General features: G+C 62.8%; 14 protein-coding genes. 4 read left to right on the forward strand and 10 right to left on the reverse strand.

Annotated features, from left to right (window positions below):
* Positions 1-15: 15 nt before the first annotated feature.
* The 5 genes from urtE to urtA form a co-directional block, all read right to left on the reverse strand.
* Entirely contained in the window at positions 16-705 is a 690-nt protein-coding gene (gene urtE, locus AC0L30_RS13850) for an urea ABC transporter ATP-binding subunit UrtE (protein WP_354200197.1), read from the reverse strand.
* 251 nt (positions 706-956) lie between these two features.
* Positions 957-1712, reverse strand: coding sequence for an urea ABC transporter ATP-binding protein UrtD (urtD, locus tag AC0L30_RS13855; protein ID WP_007598075.1), 756 nt, complete (start codon positions 1710-1712; stop codon positions 957-959).
* Positions 1713-1722: 10 nt separating this feature from the next.
* The gene (gene urtC / locus AC0L30_RS13860) at positions 1723-2862 is read right to left on the reverse strand and encodes an urea ABC transporter permease subunit UrtC (protein WP_354200198.1); all 1140 of its coding nucleotides are present in this window, start codon (positions 2860-2862) and stop codon (positions 1723-1725) included.
* Positions 2863-2879: 17 nt separating this feature from the next.
* Positions 2880-3806, reverse strand: a complete 927-nt coding sequence (gene urtB, locus AC0L30_RS13865) for an urea ABC transporter permease subunit UrtB (RefSeq protein WP_007598078.1) — start codon at positions 3804-3806, stop codon at positions 2880-2882.
* A gap of 148 nt (positions 3807-3954) precedes the next feature.
* The gene (gene urtA / locus AC0L30_RS13870) at positions 3955-5214 is read right to left on the reverse strand and encodes an urea ABC transporter substrate-binding protein (RefSeq protein WP_018455941.1); all 1260 of its coding nucleotides are present in this window, start codon (positions 5212-5214) and stop codon (positions 3955-3957) included.
* 166 nt (positions 5215-5380) lie between these two features.
* On the opposite strand from urtA, the gene AC0L30_RS13875 reads away from it, so the two are divergent.
* On the forward strand, positions 5381-8752 hold the full coding sequence (locus tag AC0L30_RS13875) for a hybrid sensor histidine kinase/response regulator (RefSeq protein WP_473365364.1): 3372 nt from the start codon (positions 5381-5383) through the stop codon (positions 8750-8752).
* Positions 8736-9665 carry a response regulator gene (locus AC0L30_RS13880; protein WP_473404482.1) on the forward strand — a complete coding sequence of 310 codons (930 nt, stop codon included), beginning with the start codon at positions 8736-8738 and terminating at the stop codon, positions 9663-9665. The genes AC0L30_RS13875 and AC0L30_RS13880 overlap by 17 nt, the downstream gene beginning before the upstream one ends.
* A 183-nt stretch (positions 9666-9848) precedes the next feature.
* Here AC0L30_RS13880 and AC0L30_RS13885 read toward each other — a convergent pair whose 3' ends face one another.
* Positions 9849-11351: a flavin-containing monooxygenase gene (locus tag AC0L30_RS13885; protein WP_473404483.1), complete on the reverse strand. Its 1503-nt coding sequence runs from the start codon at positions 11349-11351 to the stop codon at positions 9849-9851.
* 125 nt (positions 11352-11476) lie between these two features.
* A complete protein-coding gene (locus tag AC0L30_RS13890) occupies positions 11477-12235 on the reverse strand; it encodes a S1 family peptidase (protein WP_473404484.1) in 759 nt (252 codons plus the stop codon).
* A 111-nt stretch (positions 12236-12346) separates the two neighbouring features.
* Between AC0L30_RS13890 and AC0L30_RS13895 the strand changes: the two genes are divergently transcribed.
* Positions 12347-12982 (forward strand): HAD-IA family hydrolase, encoded by a 636-nt coding sequence (locus tag AC0L30_RS13895; RefSeq protein ID WP_354200202.1) that lies wholly within the window; start codon positions 12347-12349, stop codon positions 12980-12982.
* A gap of 108 nt (positions 12983-13090) precedes the next feature.
* Here the strand turns inward: AC0L30_RS13895 and mtnA are convergent, their stop codons facing one another.
* The 3 genes from mtnA to AC0L30_RS13910 form a co-directional block, all read right to left on the reverse strand.
* Positions 13091-14200, reverse strand: coding sequence for an S-methyl-5-thioribose-1-phosphate isomerase (gene mtnA / locus AC0L30_RS13900; RefSeq protein WP_354200203.1), 1110 nt, complete (start codon positions 14198-14200; stop codon positions 13091-13093).
* An 18-nt stretch (positions 14201-14218) separates the two neighbouring features.
* Positions 14219-15094, reverse strand: a complete 876-nt coding sequence (locus tag AC0L30_RS13905; RefSeq protein ID WP_007598086.1) for an S-methyl-5'-thioadenosine phosphorylase — start codon at positions 15092-15094, stop codon at positions 14219-14221.
* A gap of 124 nt (positions 15095-15218) precedes the next feature.
* Complete coding sequence (locus AC0L30_RS13910) at positions 15219-15491, reverse strand: phosphopantetheine-binding protein (protein ID WP_007598087.1); 273 nt, start codon at positions 15489-15491, stop codon at positions 15219-15221.
* Positions 15492-15846: 355 nt separating this feature from the next.
* Here AC0L30_RS13910 and AC0L30_RS13915 point away from each other — a divergent pair, with 355 nt between their 5' ends.
* On the forward strand, positions 15847-17064 hold the full coding sequence (locus tag AC0L30_RS13915; RefSeq protein ID WP_219679728.1) for an acyl-CoA dehydrogenase family protein: 1218 nt from the start codon (positions 15847-15849) through the stop codon (positions 17062-17064).
* Positions 17065-17093 lie beyond the last annotated feature (29 nt).

A 17093-nucleotide genomic window follows, 5' to 3' on the forward strand; every position in this document is an offset into this window, starting at 1 on the left:
CTTTTACACGGTTGGTTAGACGGACAGATATTTCGAGACCTGCGCGGCATCGACGGCGTCGCGCGGATCGTCGCGGACGATTTCGCCGTTCTCGATCACCAGCACACGGTCGGCGATATCGAGCGCGAAGCTCAGGACCTGCTCGGACACGACGATCGAAAGCCCCTTCTCGTCGCGGATGCGCTTGAGCGTGCGCGCCATCTCCTTGATGATCGACGGTTGGATGCCTTCGGTCGGCTCGTCCAGCAGCAGAACTTTTGGCTTGGTCGCCAGCGCGCGTGCGATCGCGAGTTGTTGCTGCTGGCCACCGGAGAGATTGCCGCCACGGCGGTCCTTCATCTCCAGCAGCACCGGAAACAGTTCGTAGATGTCGCCGGGCACCTCGGTTCCGCCGGAGACCACGAGACCGGTCTCGATGTTCTCCTTCACCGTCATGGTTGAGAAGATCATGCGGCCCTGCGGCACATAGGCGAGGCCCTTGGCGACGCGCGCGTAGCTCGGCAAGGCACCGAGCTCGGCGCCGTTCATGGTCACCGAGCCGCTCTTCGCCGGCAGGATGCCCATCAGCGATTTCATGAGCGTGGTCTTGCCCATGCCGTTGCGGCCCATGATCGCCACGATCTCGTTGGGCGCGACCTTGACGTTGAGCCCGTGCAGCACCTCGCTCTGGCCATAGGCGACGTGAAGATCGGAAATTGCCAGCATGATCGCTCCCTAAATCAGCATGAATTCTGGTGAGGCCGCTCTGCCGTGAACTTTCTCCCTTCTCCCTTGTGGGAGAAGGTGGCGCGGGCGAAGTCCGCGATGGATGAGGGGTCTGCGTCCGCGAAGGCGAGAGGCAGTTTGAGCTGCGGAGAGATACCCCTCACCCGGATCGCTTGGGCGATCCGACCTCTCCCACAGGGGGAGAGGTGCACTGTCATTGCCGCAACAGACTGGCCCGAATTCGTCATATCTCAGTGCCCCAGATAGACTTCAATGACCTTGGGGTCGTTCTTCACCTTATCCATGGTCCCTTCCGAGAGGATCTGGCCCTGGTGAAGCACGGTGACCTTGTGCGCGATGTCCTCGACGAACTTCATGTCGTGCTCGATCACCAGCACCGAGCGGTTCTTGATGATGCGGTTGAGCAGCTCGGCGGTCTTGGCGCGCTCGGACACGCTCATGCCGGCGACGGGTTCGTCCAGCATCAGCAGGTCCGGGTCCTGGATCAGCAGCATGCCGATCTCGAGCCATTGCTTCTGGCCATGGCTGAGCTCAGAGGCATAGGTGTTGAGCTTGTCCTTGAGGAAGATCATCTCGGCGACCTCCGCGACGCGTGACTTCACCGGCTGGTCGCGCTGGAAGGTGAGCGAGCCGAACACGGTGCGGCCGCGCGGAAACGAAATCTCGAGATTCTCGAACACGGTGAGGTCTTCGAACACCGACGGCGTCTGGAACTTGCGGCCGACGCCGGCCTTGACGATCTCGTTCTCCTTGAGCTTGGTCAGCTCGGTGCCGCGAAACTGGATCGAGCCTTCGGTCGCTTTGGTCTTGCCGCAGATCAGGTCGAGCACCGTCGTTTTGCCGGCCCCGTTGGGGCCGATGATGACGCGGATCTCGTTCTCCTCGACGTAAAACGAGAGATCGTTGACGGCCTTGAAGCCGTCGAAGGAAACGGTCAGTCCGGAGACCGCGAGCAGGAATTCCTTCGGCTGATGTCCAACAAGCATGATGGTCTCCTCACTCTGCCGGTGCGCCATCGGCAACCGAATTGTCGCTCCAGCCCGGCTTCTTGCGCGAAGTGAACAGGCGGTCGATGCGCGGCTGCACATAGTCGGCCCAGAGCCCCGACAGGCCGTTCGGGAAAGCGAGCACGACGGCGATGAACAGCGCGCCGAGACCGAACAGCCAGAGTTGCGGGAAGGACTCCGACAGGCTGGTCTTGGCGAAATTCACCAGAATGGCTCCCCATATCGCGCCGAAGATCGACATCCGTCCGCCGACCGCGGTGTAGATCACCATCTCGATCGACGGCACGATGCCGACAAAGGACGGCGACATGAAACCGACATTGAGTGCGAACATGGCCCCGCCGATCGCGGCGAAGACCGCGGCCATGCAGAACGCAAAGATCTTGAAGTTGGCGACGCTGTAGCCGGAGAAGCGGACGCGGTCCTCCTGTTCGCGCATCGCCACCAGGATGCGGCCGAGCTTGGTCAGGCGTATGAACTGCGCGATGCCGATGCAGGCGAACAGCAGCACCACTTCGACGAAGTACAGGATGACCTTGGCGTGGTCGGGCCTTATGTCCCAACCCTTGAGGGTGCGCAGGTCGGTCATGCCGTTGATGCCGCCGGTGTAACCCTGCTGGCCCACAATCAGGATGGTGAGGATGGCCGCCACCGCCTGGGTGATGATGGCAAAGTAGGTGCCGCCGACGCGGCGCTTGAACATCGCAGTGCCGATGATCAGCGCGAAGATGCCGGGGACCAGGATGATGGCGAGGATGGTGAAGGTGAGACTGTGAAACGGCTGCCAGAACAGTGGCAGTGACGTGATCTGATTCCAGTCCATGAAGTCCGGGATGCCTGGCGTCGACTGGATCTTGGTATTCTCGACGCTGGAGGCCTCCAGCTTGAGGAACATCGCCATGCAATAGCCGCCGAGGCCGAAGAACACGCCTTGCCCCAGACTGAGAATGCCGCCGTAGCCCCAGCAAAGCACCAGACCGAGCGCGACGAAGGCGTAGGTCAGATATTTCGCGACAAGGTTGAGACGGAACACATCCAGCGAGAGCGGCAGGATCACGAACAGCACAGCGGCCAGCACGAGGAAGCCCATGAGCTCGGATCGATTGAAGAAGCGTGAGTTGATGACCATGACTTGCCTGCTTCTTGTTATTTGCGGACCTTGAGGGCGAAGAGACCCTGCGGCCGCAGCATCAGGATTCCGACAACGGCAAGCAGCGTCAGCACCTTGGCCATCGAGCCCGACAGGAAGAACTCGAGGGTGGATTGGGTCTGCGAGATCGAGAAGGCCGATGCGATGGTGCCGAGCAGGCTTGCCGCGCCGCCGAACACGACCACCAGGAACGTATCGACGATGTAAAGCTGTCCGGAGGTCGGCCCGGTCGAGCCGATCATGGTGAAGGCGCTCCCGGCGACACCGGCAATGCCGCAACCGAGGCCGAAAGTGTAGCGATCCACCTTTTCGGTGTTGATGCCGACGGCACCGGCCATGATGCGGTTCTGCACGACGGCGCGCACCTGCCGACCCCAGCGCGATTTATACATCACGTAGGCGACGCCCACGGTGATCAGGACAGTGAGGCACATCACGAAGACGCCGTTGATCGGCACTTCGATGCTGTCGGTTACGTGCAGCGAGCCAAGCATCCATTGCGGCAGCTCGACGCCGACCTCGCGCGCGCCGAACACGGAGCGATAGGCCTGTTGCAGGATCAGGCTGAGGCCCCAGGTCGCAAGCAGCGTGTCGAGCGGGCGCTTGTAGAGATGCCGTATCAGCACCCATTCCACCAGCATCCCCAACGCACCGGATGCGATAAAGGCCAGGATCATCGCGAGGAAGAAGTAGCCGCTGAACAGGCTCGGCAAATAGGATTGGAAGAAACTCGAGGTCATCCAGGTGACGTAGGCCCCAAGGATCATGAACTCGCCATGGGCCATGTTGATGACGCCCATCTGGCCGAAGATGATCGCAAGACCGAGCGCCATCAGGACGTAGACGGAGAACAGGATCAGTCCTGCAAAGCCCTGCATGACGAAGATGGAGCCAAGGTCACCAAGCGAGTAGTCGCCGAACATCGATGTCCTCCGTCGGGAAAGGGTCCCGCGTCGCGAGCAGGTTCGCGACGCGGGGGTCTTGGGCGTGGATTTGCGGTCCACGCCAGGGAGAGGGTTTGCCTGAGAGGGAAACGGCGGCGAACGCCGTGACTGACTGGTAGCTCTGGTCTTACTGGTAACCCTTGGGGAACGGATCCGGCTCGACCAGATCGGCGGTCTCGTAGATCAGCTCGAACTGGCCATCGAGCTTGGCGCGCCCCACCCGGGTCTTCGACCAGAGGTGATGATTTTCGTGGATGCGCACATAGCCTTCCGGAGCGCCCTTGAACTCGATGCCTGGCGACGCCGCCGCGATCTTGTCGATGTCGAAGGAGCCCGCCTTCTCCACTGTCAACTTCCACAGCCACGGGCCGAGATAGGCAGCCTGGGTGACGTCTCCGATCACGGTCTTCTCGCCCCACATCTTCTTGAACGCGGGCACGAAGGTCTTGTTGTTGGGATTGTCGAGCGACTGGAAGTACTTCATGCAGGCATAGGCGCCCGCAATGTTCTCGCCGCCGATGCCGTCGATCTCGTCTTCAGTCACCGAGATCGTCAGCAGCGCCTGCTTGGAGAGATCGATGCCTGCGGCCTTGAGCTGCTTGTAGAACGCAACGTTCGAACCGCCGACGACGTCGGTGAAGATCACGTCGGGCTTGGTCAGCTTGATCTTGTTGATGACCGAATTGAACTGCGTATTACCGAGCGGATAATACTCTTCGCCGACGACCTTGCCCTTCAGCACGTTCTCGACATGCTTGCGCGCGATCTTGTTCGAGGTGCGCGGCCAGATGTAGTCGGAGCCGATGAAGAAGAACGACTTCGCACCCTTCTCCTTGGCGATCCAATTCAGGCCGGCGAGGATCTGCTGAGTGGCTTCCTGGCCGGTGTAGATCACGTTCTTGGACTGCTCGAGACCTTCATAGAAGGTCGGGTAATAGAGCATGCCGTTGTACTGCTCCATGACCGGCAGCACGGCCTTGCGGGACGCCGAGGTCCAGCAGCCCATGATCGCCGCGACCTTGTCGTTGACCAGCAATTTCTTGGCCTTTTCGGCAAAGGTCGGCCAATCGCTGGCGCCGTCTTCCTGGATGAACTTGATCTTGCGCCCGAGCACGCCGCCCATGGCGTTGATCTGCTCGATGGCGAGCTTTTCGGCTTCGATCGAGCCGGTCTCGGAGATCGCCATGGTGCCGGTCGCCGAATGCAGGATGCCGACCGTCACCTCGGTGTCGGTGACCGCGAGACCCGTGGTATTGACCGCCGAGGTCGCCGGGGCCTGCGCAAAAGATGCTCGCGGTAGCATGGTGATGGCCGGCACGGCCGCCATTCCCATCAATAATTTGCGCCGGAGCGGCGATAACAGGCCCTTGTTCGCTTCGTCTGACATGAGCACCCCACTGTTGTTCGAGGACACGCGATTGGTGCCGTGAGGATGGCTCGAATTTGTGCACTGCAAGCATACGCAAGATCGCGTATACTGCACCGCAAAATGACGACGTAGGCTTTTGGTACAGGTTTTGCGAGGGATGCGGGAGTTCGGGAGTGGGGGTTAAGTGGCAGGGCGGCAGCGGATAGATCGCGTCAGGCGCCAGTACAACCAATGGGTCGCCAACCAGACGCTGGAAGACTACGCGCTGCGCTTCACCGCCAAGAGCGCGCGCCGGTGGTCCGCCGCCCGCGTCGCCAACACCGCACTGGGCGCCATCTCCTTTCTCGCTCTGGAGGCGATCGGCGGCACCATCACCCTGAACTACGGCGTGACCAACGCCACCGCCGCGATCCTCGTCGTCTCCGCCATCATCTTCTGCTGCGGCGTTCCGATTGCCTATTATGCCGCCAAATGCGGCATCGACATTGACCTGCTCACCCGCGGCGCCGGCTTTGGTTATATCGGCTCGACCGTCACCTCGCTCATCTACGCCTCCTTCACCTTCATCTTCTTCGCGATCGAAGCGGTGATCCTGGCCACGGCGCTCGAGATGTGCTTCGGCATTCCGCGCCCGATCGGCTATCTCATCAGCGCCGTCGCGATCATCCCGCTTGTCACCTACGGCATCACGCTGATCAGCCGCTTCCAGCTCTGGACGCAACCGATCTGGATCATCCTGCACATCCTGCCCTTCGCGGCGATCGCCTGGGCCAATCCTTACTCGTTCACGGAGTGGCGCAAATTCGCCGGCGAGCACGGCGACCCCAGCGGACATTTCGATCTGCTGCTGTTCGGTGTCGCATCTTCCGTGGTGTTTTCGCTGGTGGCCCAGATCGGCGAGCAGGTCGACTTCCTCAGGTTCCTGCCGCGCGACCGCCGCACCTCGCGAACGTCGTGGTGGGCCGCCCTGCTGATCGCGGGCCCCGGCTGGATCATCTTCGGCGCGCTGAAACTGCTGCTGGGCTCGTTTCTCGCCTTCTTCGCGCTGAGCCACGGTCTCTCCAGCGAGCTGGCGGCCGAGCCGGCGCACATGTATCTCGAAGCGTTTCGCTACGTGCTGTCGCAGCCGGACATGGCCCTGGCACTCACCGGCGCGTTCGTGATCCTGTCGCAGCTCAAGATCAACGTCACCAACGCCTATGCAGGCTCGATCGCCTGGTCGAACTTCTTCTCGCGTCTGACACATAGCCATCCCGGCCGGGTCGTCTGGCTGGTGTTCAACGTGATGGTGGCGCTGCTGCTGATGGAGATCGGCGTCTACAAGGCCTTGGAGCAGACGCTCGCGCTCTATTCCAATGTCGCGATCGCCTGGGTCGGCGCGCTGGTGTCCGATCTCGTGGTCAACAAGCCGCTCGGCCTGCGCCCACCGCAGATGGAGTTCAAGCGCGCCCATCTCTACGACATCAACCCGGTCGGCGTCGGCGCGATGACGATCGCGACCATCGTCTCGATCGCGGCATTCTACGGCCTGTTCGGCTCGACCATGAAAGCGCTCGCGGCCTTCGTCGCGCTGACGGTCGCCTTCGTCACTGCGCCCGTCATCGCCTGGCTCACCGACGGTAAATACTACATCGCGCGCAAGCCGAAGCGGAGCTGGGCCAATATCGAATCGATCCAGTGCTGCATCTGCGAGCACCATTTCGAGCCGGAGGACATGACCTCCTGTCCTGCCTATGCCGGCCCGATCTGCTCGCTATGCTGCTCGCTCGACGCGCGCTGCCATGATTTGTGCAAACCGCATGCGCGGGCGCAGGTGCAGTTCGCCGACGCGCTCGCCAGGATCCTGCCGCAGTCGATCTATCAGCGGATCAATTCGCAGTTCGGCCACTACATCGGTGTGTTCGTGGTCTCCGCGGGCCTCGTCGCGCTGGTGCTGGGGCTGATCTACCTCCAGACCTCGGTCAGCGTGCCAGGCGAGAACATGCTCGTCTCCCACGTGCTCTGGAAGGTGTTCTTCTCGCTCAGCATCATCATCGGGGTCGTGGCTTGGCTGTTCGTGCTGGCGCAGCAGAGCCGACGGGCCGCCGAGGCCGAGACCCGGCGCCAGACCACGCTGCTGATCCAGGAGATCGATGCCCACAAGCGCACCGACGCAGAGCTCCAGCGCGCCAAGGAAATCGCCGAATCCGCCAACCTCGCCAAGAGCCGCTACGTGGTCGGCCTGAGCCACGAGCTGCGCTCGCCGCTCAACGCGATCAGCGGCTATGCCCAACTCCTGGAGCAGGACACCACGCTCAACACCAAGCCGCGCGACCAGGTCCGCGTCGTCCGCCGCAGCGCCGATCACCTCTCCGGCCTGATCGACGGCATTCTGGACATCTCCAAGATCGAGGCGGGGCGGCTGTACCTGTCGCGCGACGAGGTGCGCTTGACCGAATTCCTCGACCAGCTCGTCGGCATGTTCCGCCTTCAGGCCGCCGCCAAGAGCATCGACTTCGTGTTCAGGCGTCCGGCGCATTTACCGATCGTGGTCTATGCCGACGAAAAGCGGCTGCGCCAAGTGCTGATCAATCTGCTGTCCAACGCGATCAAATTCACCCAGACCGGCAGTGTGCAGTTCGTGGTGCACTATCGCAGCCCGGTCGCGGAGTTCGAGGTGATCGACACCGGCCCCGGCATCCAGGGCGACGATCTCGAACGCATTTTCGCACCGTTCGAGCGCGGCGCGCTCGGTGTCTCGCAGCCACAGACCGGCACCGGACTGGGCTTGACCATCAGCCGGCTGCTCGCCGGCGTCATGGGCGGCGACATCAAGGTCTTGAGCACGGTCGGCAGCGGCAGCACGTTCAAGGTCAAGATGCTGCTCTCGGAAGTCACCAATCCGCAGCGCATTGCGCCGGTGGAGGCCCCGATCTCCGGCTATCACGGCACGCGCAAGACCATCCTCATTACCGACGACGATCCCGTGCATCGCGACCTCCTGCGTGAGGTATTGACACCACTCGGCTTCATCCTGCTCAGCGCGCCCGACGGACCTGGTTGCCTGGCACTGGCCCAGCACTGCCGGCCCGATCTGTTCCTGCTCGACATCTCCATGCCTGGCATGGATGGCTGGACGGTCGCGGAGACGCTACGCGCCAGCGGCCACCATCAGGCGCGGATCCTGATGGTGTCTGCCAGCGCGCTCGAGGCCCACGGCACACCGCTGGCACAGCCTTTCCACGATGGTTATCTGATGAAGCCGATCGACATTCCCAGGCTTTTGGAAAGCATCCGCCAGCTTCTGAAGATCGAATGGCAATACGGCTCGGAGGAGATCGCCGTGCCGCTGTGGCGGCCCGAAAGCGGCTCGCGGCCGCCTGTCCAACACATCGAGGCGCTGATCGGGCTTGGTCAGATCGGCTACGTCAAGGCTATCCAGTTGAAGCTGGACGAGATCGGCAGCGAGCACCCTGAACATGCCGACTTCGTCGCGGAAATGCGGTCGCTGATCGACCGCTTCGATCTCGACCAGTACATGGCCACATTGAAGACGTTGCATGCGTATGAGCACTGAGTCGAAAAAGCGCGACGTCGCGCTCGTTGTCGACGACTCCCCGGAGACGCTGCGGCTGCTCACCGACGCGCTCGACAGCGCCGGGATGACGGTAATGGTGGCGCTCGACGGCGCGGCCGCGATGCGCATCGTCGACCAGATCACGCCTGACATCGTGCTGCTCGACGCGGTGATGCCGGGCATGGACGGGTTCGAGACCTGCCGCCGCCTCAAGCGTGATGCGGGTCTTGCCAATGTGCCGGTGATCTTCATGACGGGGCTCGCCGAGACCGAGCACATCGTGCGCGGACTGGAGGCCGGCGGCGTCGACTACGTGACGAAGCCGATCGTGATCGAGGAGATGCTGGCGCGCATCCGTGTTCATCTCGGCAATGCGCGGCTGACGCAAAGTGCACGCGCCGCGCTCGACGTCTCCGGCCGATTCCTGTTCGCGGTCAACCGCCAGGGCAAATTGTTGTGGGCGACCCCGCAGGCGCAGAAGCTGCTGGCGGACCACCACGGGGCGCAGACCGACGACGACTTCGTCCTGCCAGTATCATTGCTGCAATGGCTGGAGCAGACCAAGGGCAAGGGCAGCTCGAAATCTCAGGCGGCTTCCCTGCCCGACAATCCTCAGCTCCGGCTGTACTACATGGGCGAGACCGCGCCGAACGAGTTCCTGTTGCGGCTCTCCAGGGAGTCCGGCACCGCGCCGCCACCCGAATTCACCAGCGAGCTTGGCCTCACCACCCGCGAAGGCGAGGTGCTGGCCTGGCTCAGCAAGGGCAAGACCAACCGCGACATCGCGCAGATCTTGGGCTTGAGCCCGCGCACGGTCGACAAGCATCTCGAGCAGATCTACTCCAAGCTTGGGGTCGAGAACCGGACTGCGGCTGCGGCGATTGCAACGAATGCAACAAGAAGGAATTCCTGACCCCCCAACGCCGTCGTCCTGGACAAGCGCAGCGAAGCGGAGCGCCGATCCAGGACCCATTACCACGGTACGTCGTATGGCGAAGACTCTTGATGACAAGCTCGCGCCGCAACTTCTCCCTGGGGTAATGGGTCCTGGCTTTCGCCAGGACGACGGAGAGGTTTGTAGCGCCGCCTGCCGCGCTCACCGATACACGAACTCCCCGCCATCCAGATCCGTCTTCGGGATCTCGTCCTTTTCGGTCCAGTAATCCTGGCTGTGCTGCCATTCCGGTTTGTCGCCGCGCTTGGGCAGCAGGTCCATGTTGCGCATCATGTAGCCGGGGTTGAAGTTTTCCGGATCGATCCAGGGCAGGATCGGCATGTTGTGGTCTTCGGCGCGCAACTTGACCTCGACCTTCTTCTTGCCTTTGGCCTTCATGTGACCGAGCAGGCGGCAGACGAAGTCGGCGACGAGGTCGACGCGCAGCGTCCAGCTGGCGCGGAAATAGCCGAACACCCAGACCATGTTCGGCACGCCCGTGAACATCATGCCGCGATAGGTGACGGTGTCGCCGAAGGCGAGCGGCTTGCCGTCGACCTCGAAGGCGATGTCGCCGAGCGCCGCGAGATTGAAGCCGGTTGCAGTGACGATGATGTCAGCTTCCAGCAGCTTGCCGGATTTGAGCTGGATGCCGTTCTCGACGAAACATTCGATCTCGTCGGTGACGACGGACGCCTTGCCACTGGCGATGCCCTTGAACAGATCGGCATCGGGCACGAAGGCGATGCGCTGCCGCCAGGGCCGGTAGCTCGGCGTGAAATGTGTGTCGACATCGTACTCCGGACCGAGCACCGCGCTGATCTGGCCGATCAGCTCTTGCTTCACCTGCTCGGGCTTTGACAAGCAAAGCTTGGTGAACGCGTCCTGCTCGAACAGGATCTTGCGGCGGACGATCTCGTGGATCCAGGCCTCGTCGACCTGAAGCCTGCGCAGCTCCTCTGCGATCTCGATGGCGTTGCGCCCCAAACGGAAATAGGTCGGCGACCGCTGCAGCATCGTGACATGCGCGCATTTGTCGGCAATGTTCGGCACCAGCGTCGCCGCCGTCGCGCCGGAGCCGATCACGACGACCTTCTTGTTCGCGAGGTCGATATCATCGGGCCAGGTCTGCGGATGAACGATGCGGCCCTTGAAGCGATCCGTGCCCTTCCATTCCGGCGTATAGCCTTCCGAATGGCGGTAATAGCCTTGGCACATCCAGAGGAAGTTTGCCGTGAAAGTTTTTGGCTCGCCGGTGTCGGTCGTCACCGCCTCGATGGTCCAGAGGTTCTGTTCGCTCGACCAGCTCGCCGAATTGATCTTGTGCTTGTAGCGGATATGCCGCGCGATATCGTTTTCGTCGATCACCTCGTTCATGTAGGCGAGGATTTCGTCGGCGGTCGCGATCGGCGGCCCGACCCAGGGCTTGAAGCTATAACCGAAGGTGTGGAGGTCGCTGTCCGAACGAATTCCGGGATAGCGGTGCGTGGTCCATGTGCCGCCGAACGTCGCCTGCGTTTCCAGGATGACGAAGCTCGCACCCGGAAGCTGCTTGGTCATGTGATAGGCGCTACCGATACCCGAGATACCGGCACCGACGATCAGCACGTCGAAATGTTCAGAAGCTTGTTTGGCCGTGGCGTGACTGCGAACAGCGACATTCATTGTTGCTTCTATGCCTTGCTTGTTTTTGTGCCCGCCCTTGATTGGGCGGCGCGTTTCCTCCGCGACGGACGTGGTTGCCCATCGCGCTTCCGCTTCAAGATGACATAGATCAGGGCGCGGTCAAATCACAGCGCCGCACCCCAGATCCGCGCGGTCTGCAAGATCCAGTCGCGATAGAGCGTGAGCGGCGTGACGCCGGTCAGCCCGCCGCAGCCGGCGGCTCCGTTCGGCCCCGTGGACCAACTGATGACGCCGACGAGCACGGCTCCGGTCGGCCTGTCCTCGAACACGGGACCGCCGGAATCACCGGTGCAAGCGCCAATTCCGTCGCGAACACCGTTGGTTACGGGGTCGACCAGCCTGATCTGGAGCGTGCCGGGCTGCCCCGTCGCGACGAGGCCGGCAACACGCGTCGCGCCGCCACTCTTGCCGTCGCCACGCACGGTGACGCCAATACCGGCGATGACGAAGCGGCTGCCGACCTGGATCGGAATATTCGGCGCACCGACCGGCACCGTCGATTTTCCCTTGAGTGGAATTTCCAATTGCAGAAGCGCCAGGTCGGCGGTAGCGCGATGCGCTTGCATCGCCTGCATGTTGAAATTCGGATGGATCGCGACGGTGCGGACATTCAGCAGCTGCGGCTGCCCGTCGGTGCCGCGATCGACGATCTTGTAGTCCGCGCCGGGCTGCACGCAGTGGGCAACGGTGAGCACCAGCTTTGGCGCAACCAGGGTGCCGGTACAGAAATTACCGCGCGAGCCGACGATCGTGACGACGGCGCGCGCGACGCCATCGGCCTGCGGCGTGCCGCCGCCAACGATGGCATAAGCGGGCGTGGCGAGCAGCAGCGCGGTTGCGATGATGGTTACAAGCTTTTTCATGGGAACACGCTTTGGTATCGGCATCGCTGACGGCGGTGGGATGGCTTCGGACTGGCCCTTGCCGATAGCGCATGCTAGCGCTCTTGGAAAGGAATTGACGAGGGCGGGATCTTGACGATCGAGGCTGTGATCTTTGATTTTGGCGGCGTGCTGACGAGTTCGCCGTTTGAGGCGTTCACGCGGTTCGAGACAGAGCGTGGCCTGCCCATCGACATCATCCGGCGCACCAACGCCGCCAATCATCTGGAAAACGCATGGGCCAAGTTCGAGCGCGCCGAGGTCGACATCGACACGTTCGATCATTTGTTCGCGACGGAATCACTGGCGCTCGGCGCAGAGGTGCGCGGCCGCGATGTGCTCCCGCTGCTTCAGGGGGATCTGCGCCCCGAGATGGTCGAAGCGCTGAAGCGCATCAAGGCGCAATTCAAGACCGGCTGCATTACCAACAATCTGCCGGCCAATGCGATCGGCAGCATGACCGGGCGCTCACTCTATGTCGCCGAGGTGATGGTGCTGTTTGATCATGTGATCGAGTCCGCCAAGATCGGCCTGCGCAAGCCTGACCCGCGCATCTATCAGCTGATGGTCGAAATGCTGAAGGTCGATCCGAAGAATTGCGTCTATCTCGACGATCTCGGCGTCAATCTGAAGCCGGCACGCGAGATGGGCATGACGACGATCAAGGTGACCAGCGGCGCCCAGGCGATCGCCGAGCTCGAGGCCGCGACGGGATTGAAGCTGAGCTAGGCGGTGAACCGTAGGGTGGGCAAAGCGAAGCGTGCCCACCAAAGCTCGCGTGGCCCGGAATGAATATGGTGGGCACGGCGCGATGCGCCTTTGCCCACCCTACGAAAGCTACTCCGCCGTGGCTGCGATCCGCTCCGGAAACGCCGCGGCAAGTGACGCACGATCGGCTTTCAACACGCCTCGCTCGGTGATGAGGCCGGTGACGAGCCTCGCCGGGGTGACGTCGAAGGCATAATTCGCGACCGGCGAGCCCTCCGGCACGATGCGCACCGTCTCAAGTCTTCCGTCTGCAGTGCGGCCGGTCATGTCGGTGACTTCCGTGCCGCTGCGCTGCTCGATCGGGATGTCGCGGATGCCGTCATCGACGGCGAAGTCGATCGTCGGCGACGGCAGCGCGACATAGAACGGCACGTTATTGTCGTGCGCGGCGAGCGCCTTCAAATATGTGCCGATCTTGTTGCAGACGTCGCCATTGGCAGCAACGCGATCGGTGCCGACGATGGCGAGATCGACCATGCCGTGCTGCATCAGATGCCCGCCGGTGTTGTCCGGAATCACCGTATGCGCCACGCCGTGATGGCCGAGCTCCCAGGCCGTGAGCGAGGCGCCCTGGTTGCGCGGACGCGTCTCGTCGACCCAGACATGGACCTTGATGCCGCGCTCATGCGCCAGATAGATCGGCGCTGTCGCCGTGCCCCAGTCGACGGTCGCAAGCCAGCCGGCGTTGCAATGGGTCAGCACATTGACGGTCTCGCCCGACTTCTTTTTTGCGACGATCGCCTCGATGAGTTTCAGGCCATTGCCGGCGATGCCGCGGTTGATCTCGACGTCCTGCTCGGCGATCTCGTCGGCGCGCGCATAGGCAGCTTCGGCGCGCTCCAGCGGATCGATCGGCGCGAGGCTCGCGCGCATCTCGTCCAGGGCCCATTTAAGATTGATCGCCGTCGGCCGCGCCACCACGAGCGTGTCGTAGGCGCGCTTCAGCCCGGCGTCGGAAGCATCCTCGCGCATCGCCAGCGCCATGCCGTAAGCTGCGGTCGCGCCGATCAGTGGCGCACCGCGCACCAGCATGTCGCGGATGGCGACGGCCGCGTCCTCGCATGAGGTCAGCTTCGCAACGATGAACTCATGCGGCAGCCGGCGCTGGTCGATCGCGCCGACCGACCAGCCGTCGCGCTCACGCCAGATGCTGCGGAAATGCTTGCCGTCGACCTTCATGGCATTCTGCCTTTCGTATCACGTTCGCAGGATGCGCCCGGCCACCGCATCGAGCTTCTTCAGGAGCTCGGGATCGCGCGCCTCGGGCGCGGTGATCAGCGCGGTATCGAGCGCGCGGTCCGAGCCGATCGGGCACGGCTCATGCTCGCGCGGGAAGTCTTTCGCCAGCCGCGCCACCAGCGCTTTTGCCTTGTCGGCGTTCGAGCTCAGAACGCGGATGATGTCCTGCACGGTGACGGCGTCGTGATCGGGATGCCAGCAATCGAAATCCGTCACCATCGCAACGGTGGCGTAGCAAAGCTCGGCCTCACGCGCGAGTTTCGCCTCGGGCATGTTGGTCATGCCGATCACGGAATAGCCCAGCGTCTTGTAGGTCATGCTTTCCGCATAGGTCGAGAATTGCGGCCCCTCCATGCAGACATAGGTGCCGCCTCGCGCAAACGCGATGCCCTCGGCTTCGGCCGCCGTGGCAAGATGGATGCGCAGCCGCGGCGAGACCGGGTGCGCCATCGACACATGCGCGACGCATCCCCTCCCGAAGAACGAGCTCTCGCGCTTGTGGGTACGATCGACGAACTGGTCGACGAGAACGAAGGTTCCCGGCGGCAGCTCCTCCCTGAACGAGCCGCAGGCCGACAGCGAGATCAGGTCGGTGACGCCGGCGCGCTTGAGGATGTCGATATTGGCGCGATAATTGATATCGGAGGGCGACAGCCGGTGGCCCTTGTCGTGGCGCGGCAGGAACACGATCGGCAGGCCGGCAATGGAGCCGCGCCGCAGGGGCGCCGACGGCTCGCCCCAGGGGCTCCTGATCACCTCTTCGCGAGCGTCCTCCAGTCCCGGCAGATCGTAGATGCCGGAGCCGCCGATGATGCCCAATACCGCCTGCGCCATGCCTGCTCCACCCCGTTTGCGCCATCGCAATCCCGAGAGGAAGCTATGCCAGTTTTACATCGGTTTTGGAACGGGGGATGGGATCAGGAAGTGCCGTCAGGAGGATGCGCGCCAGCACTCCTGATTATGCCGCGGCCGCCGACTGCAGCTGGGTCGCGACCATGCGCTCCAGCGTCTCGACGGACTGGAAGTTCTCCGGTGTGATCTCGGACTGCGGAATCGTGAAGTCGAACTCGGCTTCGACGCCGAGCATCAGATTGACCATGTCCATCGAGGTCAGGCCGACGTCGACGAGCTTGGCCTGCGGCGCGACCTCAGCGGAGAGCGAGTTCTGGGCGAGGATGCCCTTCACCAGCTTGATGATGCGATTGCGCAACTCGGTATCGAAAGCCTGCATCGGTAAATTCCCATCTGTCGACAAAGGTCGGACCGGTTGCCGGCTACGATGGGCACGGCGGGCCGATCCCGCAATGGACGCCACCATTACTTCGCGTTTCTTAGTAAACGATGACTCAGATTGTCTGGAATTCCGGCTTCTTACAGATCCCTAACGCGACCGCGGAAATCCGGGCGATGCAAACAACCCGAACTTAACTGTTCGTTCGGAATTGGCCTTTGTTTACCCTCTATTTCATCGACGAATTTGAATTAAATCCGTAGCCTCATCTCATAAGCAAAGATGGTCGGAGGATCGCTTGCGGCATCGCGAATGATGCCGGCGATCCTGAACGGCAAACCGGAGGCGGACGAGTATGAACGTGCGTGAAGCAGTCCTCACTGTCGACGAGACGCAGACGAGCTTTCTCGAGCAGGGTCCCTCCCTCATTGAGCGCGCCGCCCGGACCGCCACCGTGGCGGCTGCCGACGCAGACGGGGTCGATCGCGATGCCCGCTTCCCCCACAAGGCTTTCGAGGTTGCGCGTGAGCAGAAGCTGCTCGGCGTCATGATCCCGGTCGAGTTCGGCGGCTTCGGTGCCTCGATCCACGACCTCACCGACGTCTGCTACACGCTCGGACGCGCCTGCGCCTCCACGGCGATGATCTACGCGATGCACACGACAAAGGTCGCCTGCGTCGTCAGGCACGGTCACGGCATTCCCTGGATGGAAACCATGATGCGCCGGGTCGCGCGCGACCAGTGGCTGCTCGCCTCCTCCACCACCGAAGGCCAGAACGGCGGCAACATCCGCGCTAGCGCCGCCGCCGTCGACGTCGCCGGCGACACTGTCTCGCTGCTGCGCGACGCCACCGTGATCTCCTACGGCGCCGAGGCCGACGGCCTCGTGACCATCGCCCGCCGCGCCACAGACGCTTCTGCGTCTGACCAGGTACTGCTGGCGCTCGCCAGGGACGATTATTCGCTGAAGCGGACGCTGGGCTGGGAAACGCTCGGCATGCGCGGCACCTGCTCGACCGGCTTCGAGCTGAAGGTCGACTGCCCGACCGACCGCGTCTTCCCGGAATCCTACGACAAGATCCACGCCCAGACCATGACGCCGTTCGCACATCTGTGCTGGTCCTCGGCCTGGGCTGGTATCGGTGCAGCCGCCGTCACCCGTGCGCAGACCTTCGTTCGCAAGGCCGCCCGCAGCTCAGGCGGACAGATGCCTCCGGCAGCCGCGCATTTCACCGCCGCCAAGATGTCGCTGGCCAAGCTGCGGGCGCTGATATCAGCCAATATCGACGCCTTTGCTCGCGCCGAGCACGACGAACGCGCGCTCGGCTCGCTCGACTTCCAGTCTTCGATTACGCTTCTGAAGGTGCAGGCCTCGGAGCTCGCGGTCGAGACCGTGATGCATGCGATGCGCACCGCAGGCCTTTCCGGCTACCGCAACGACGGTGAGTTCACCATGGGCCGCCACCTGCGCGACGTGCTGTCGTCGCCGATCATGATCAACAACGACCGCATTCTGGCCAATGCCGCGACGTCGACCCTGATGAGCGACGTGCCGACAAGCCTTCGGGACTGACGAGCTTTCGAGACCGACGTGCCTTCGTT

The sequence above is a fragment of the Bradyrhizobium sp. MI1.11 genome, from assembly GCF_055811255.1.

Bases quoted from the DNA above. Each gene is read 5' to 3' on its own strand.
- AC0L30_RS13915 (WP_219679728.1), top strand. From the start codon at position 15,847: ATGAACGTGCGTGAAGCAGTCCTCACTGTCGACGAGACGCAGACGAGC.
- mtnA (WP_354200203.1), bottom strand. From the start codon at position 14,200: ATGAAGGTCGACGGCAAGCATTTCCGCAGCATCTGGCGTGAGCGCGAC.
- urtB (WP_007598078.1), bottom strand. From the start codon at position 3,806: ATGTTCGGCGACTACTCGCTTGGTGACCTTGGCTCCATCTTCGTCATG.
- urtD (WP_007598075.1), bottom strand. From the start codon at position 1,712: ATGCTTGTTGGACATCAGCCGAAGGAATTCCTGCTCGCGGTCTCCGGA.
- urtE (WP_354200197.1), bottom strand. From the start codon at position 705: ATGCTGGCAATTTCCGATCTTCACGTCGCCTATGGCCAGAGCGAGGTG.
- AC0L30_RS13910 (WP_007598087.1), bottom strand. From the start codon at position 15,491: ATGCAGGCTTTCGATACCGAGTTGCGCAATCGCATCATCAAGCTGGTG.
- AC0L30_RS13905 (WP_007598086.1), bottom strand. From the start codon at position 15,094: ATGGCGCAGGCGGTATTGGGCATCATCGGCGGCTCCGGCATCTACGAT.
- urtC (WP_354200198.1), bottom strand. From the start codon at position 2,862: ATGGTCATCAACTCACGCTTCTTCAATCGATCCGAGCTCATGGGCTTC.
- AC0L30_RS13890 (WP_473404484.1), bottom strand. From the start codon at position 12,235: ATGAAAAAGCTTGTAACCATCATCGCAACCGCGCTGCTGCTCGCCACG.
- urtA (WP_018455941.1), bottom strand. From the start codon at position 5,214: ATGTCAGACGAAGCGAACAAGGGCCTGTTATCGCCGCTCCGGCGCAAA.
- AC0L30_RS13885 (WP_473404483.1), bottom strand. From the start codon at position 11,351: ATGAATGTCGCTGTTCGCAGTCACGCCACGGCCAAACAAGCTTCTGAA.
- AC0L30_RS13880 (WP_473404482.1), top strand. From the start codon at position 8,736: ATGCGTATGAGCACTGAGTCGAAAAAGCGCGACGTCGCGCTCGTTGTC.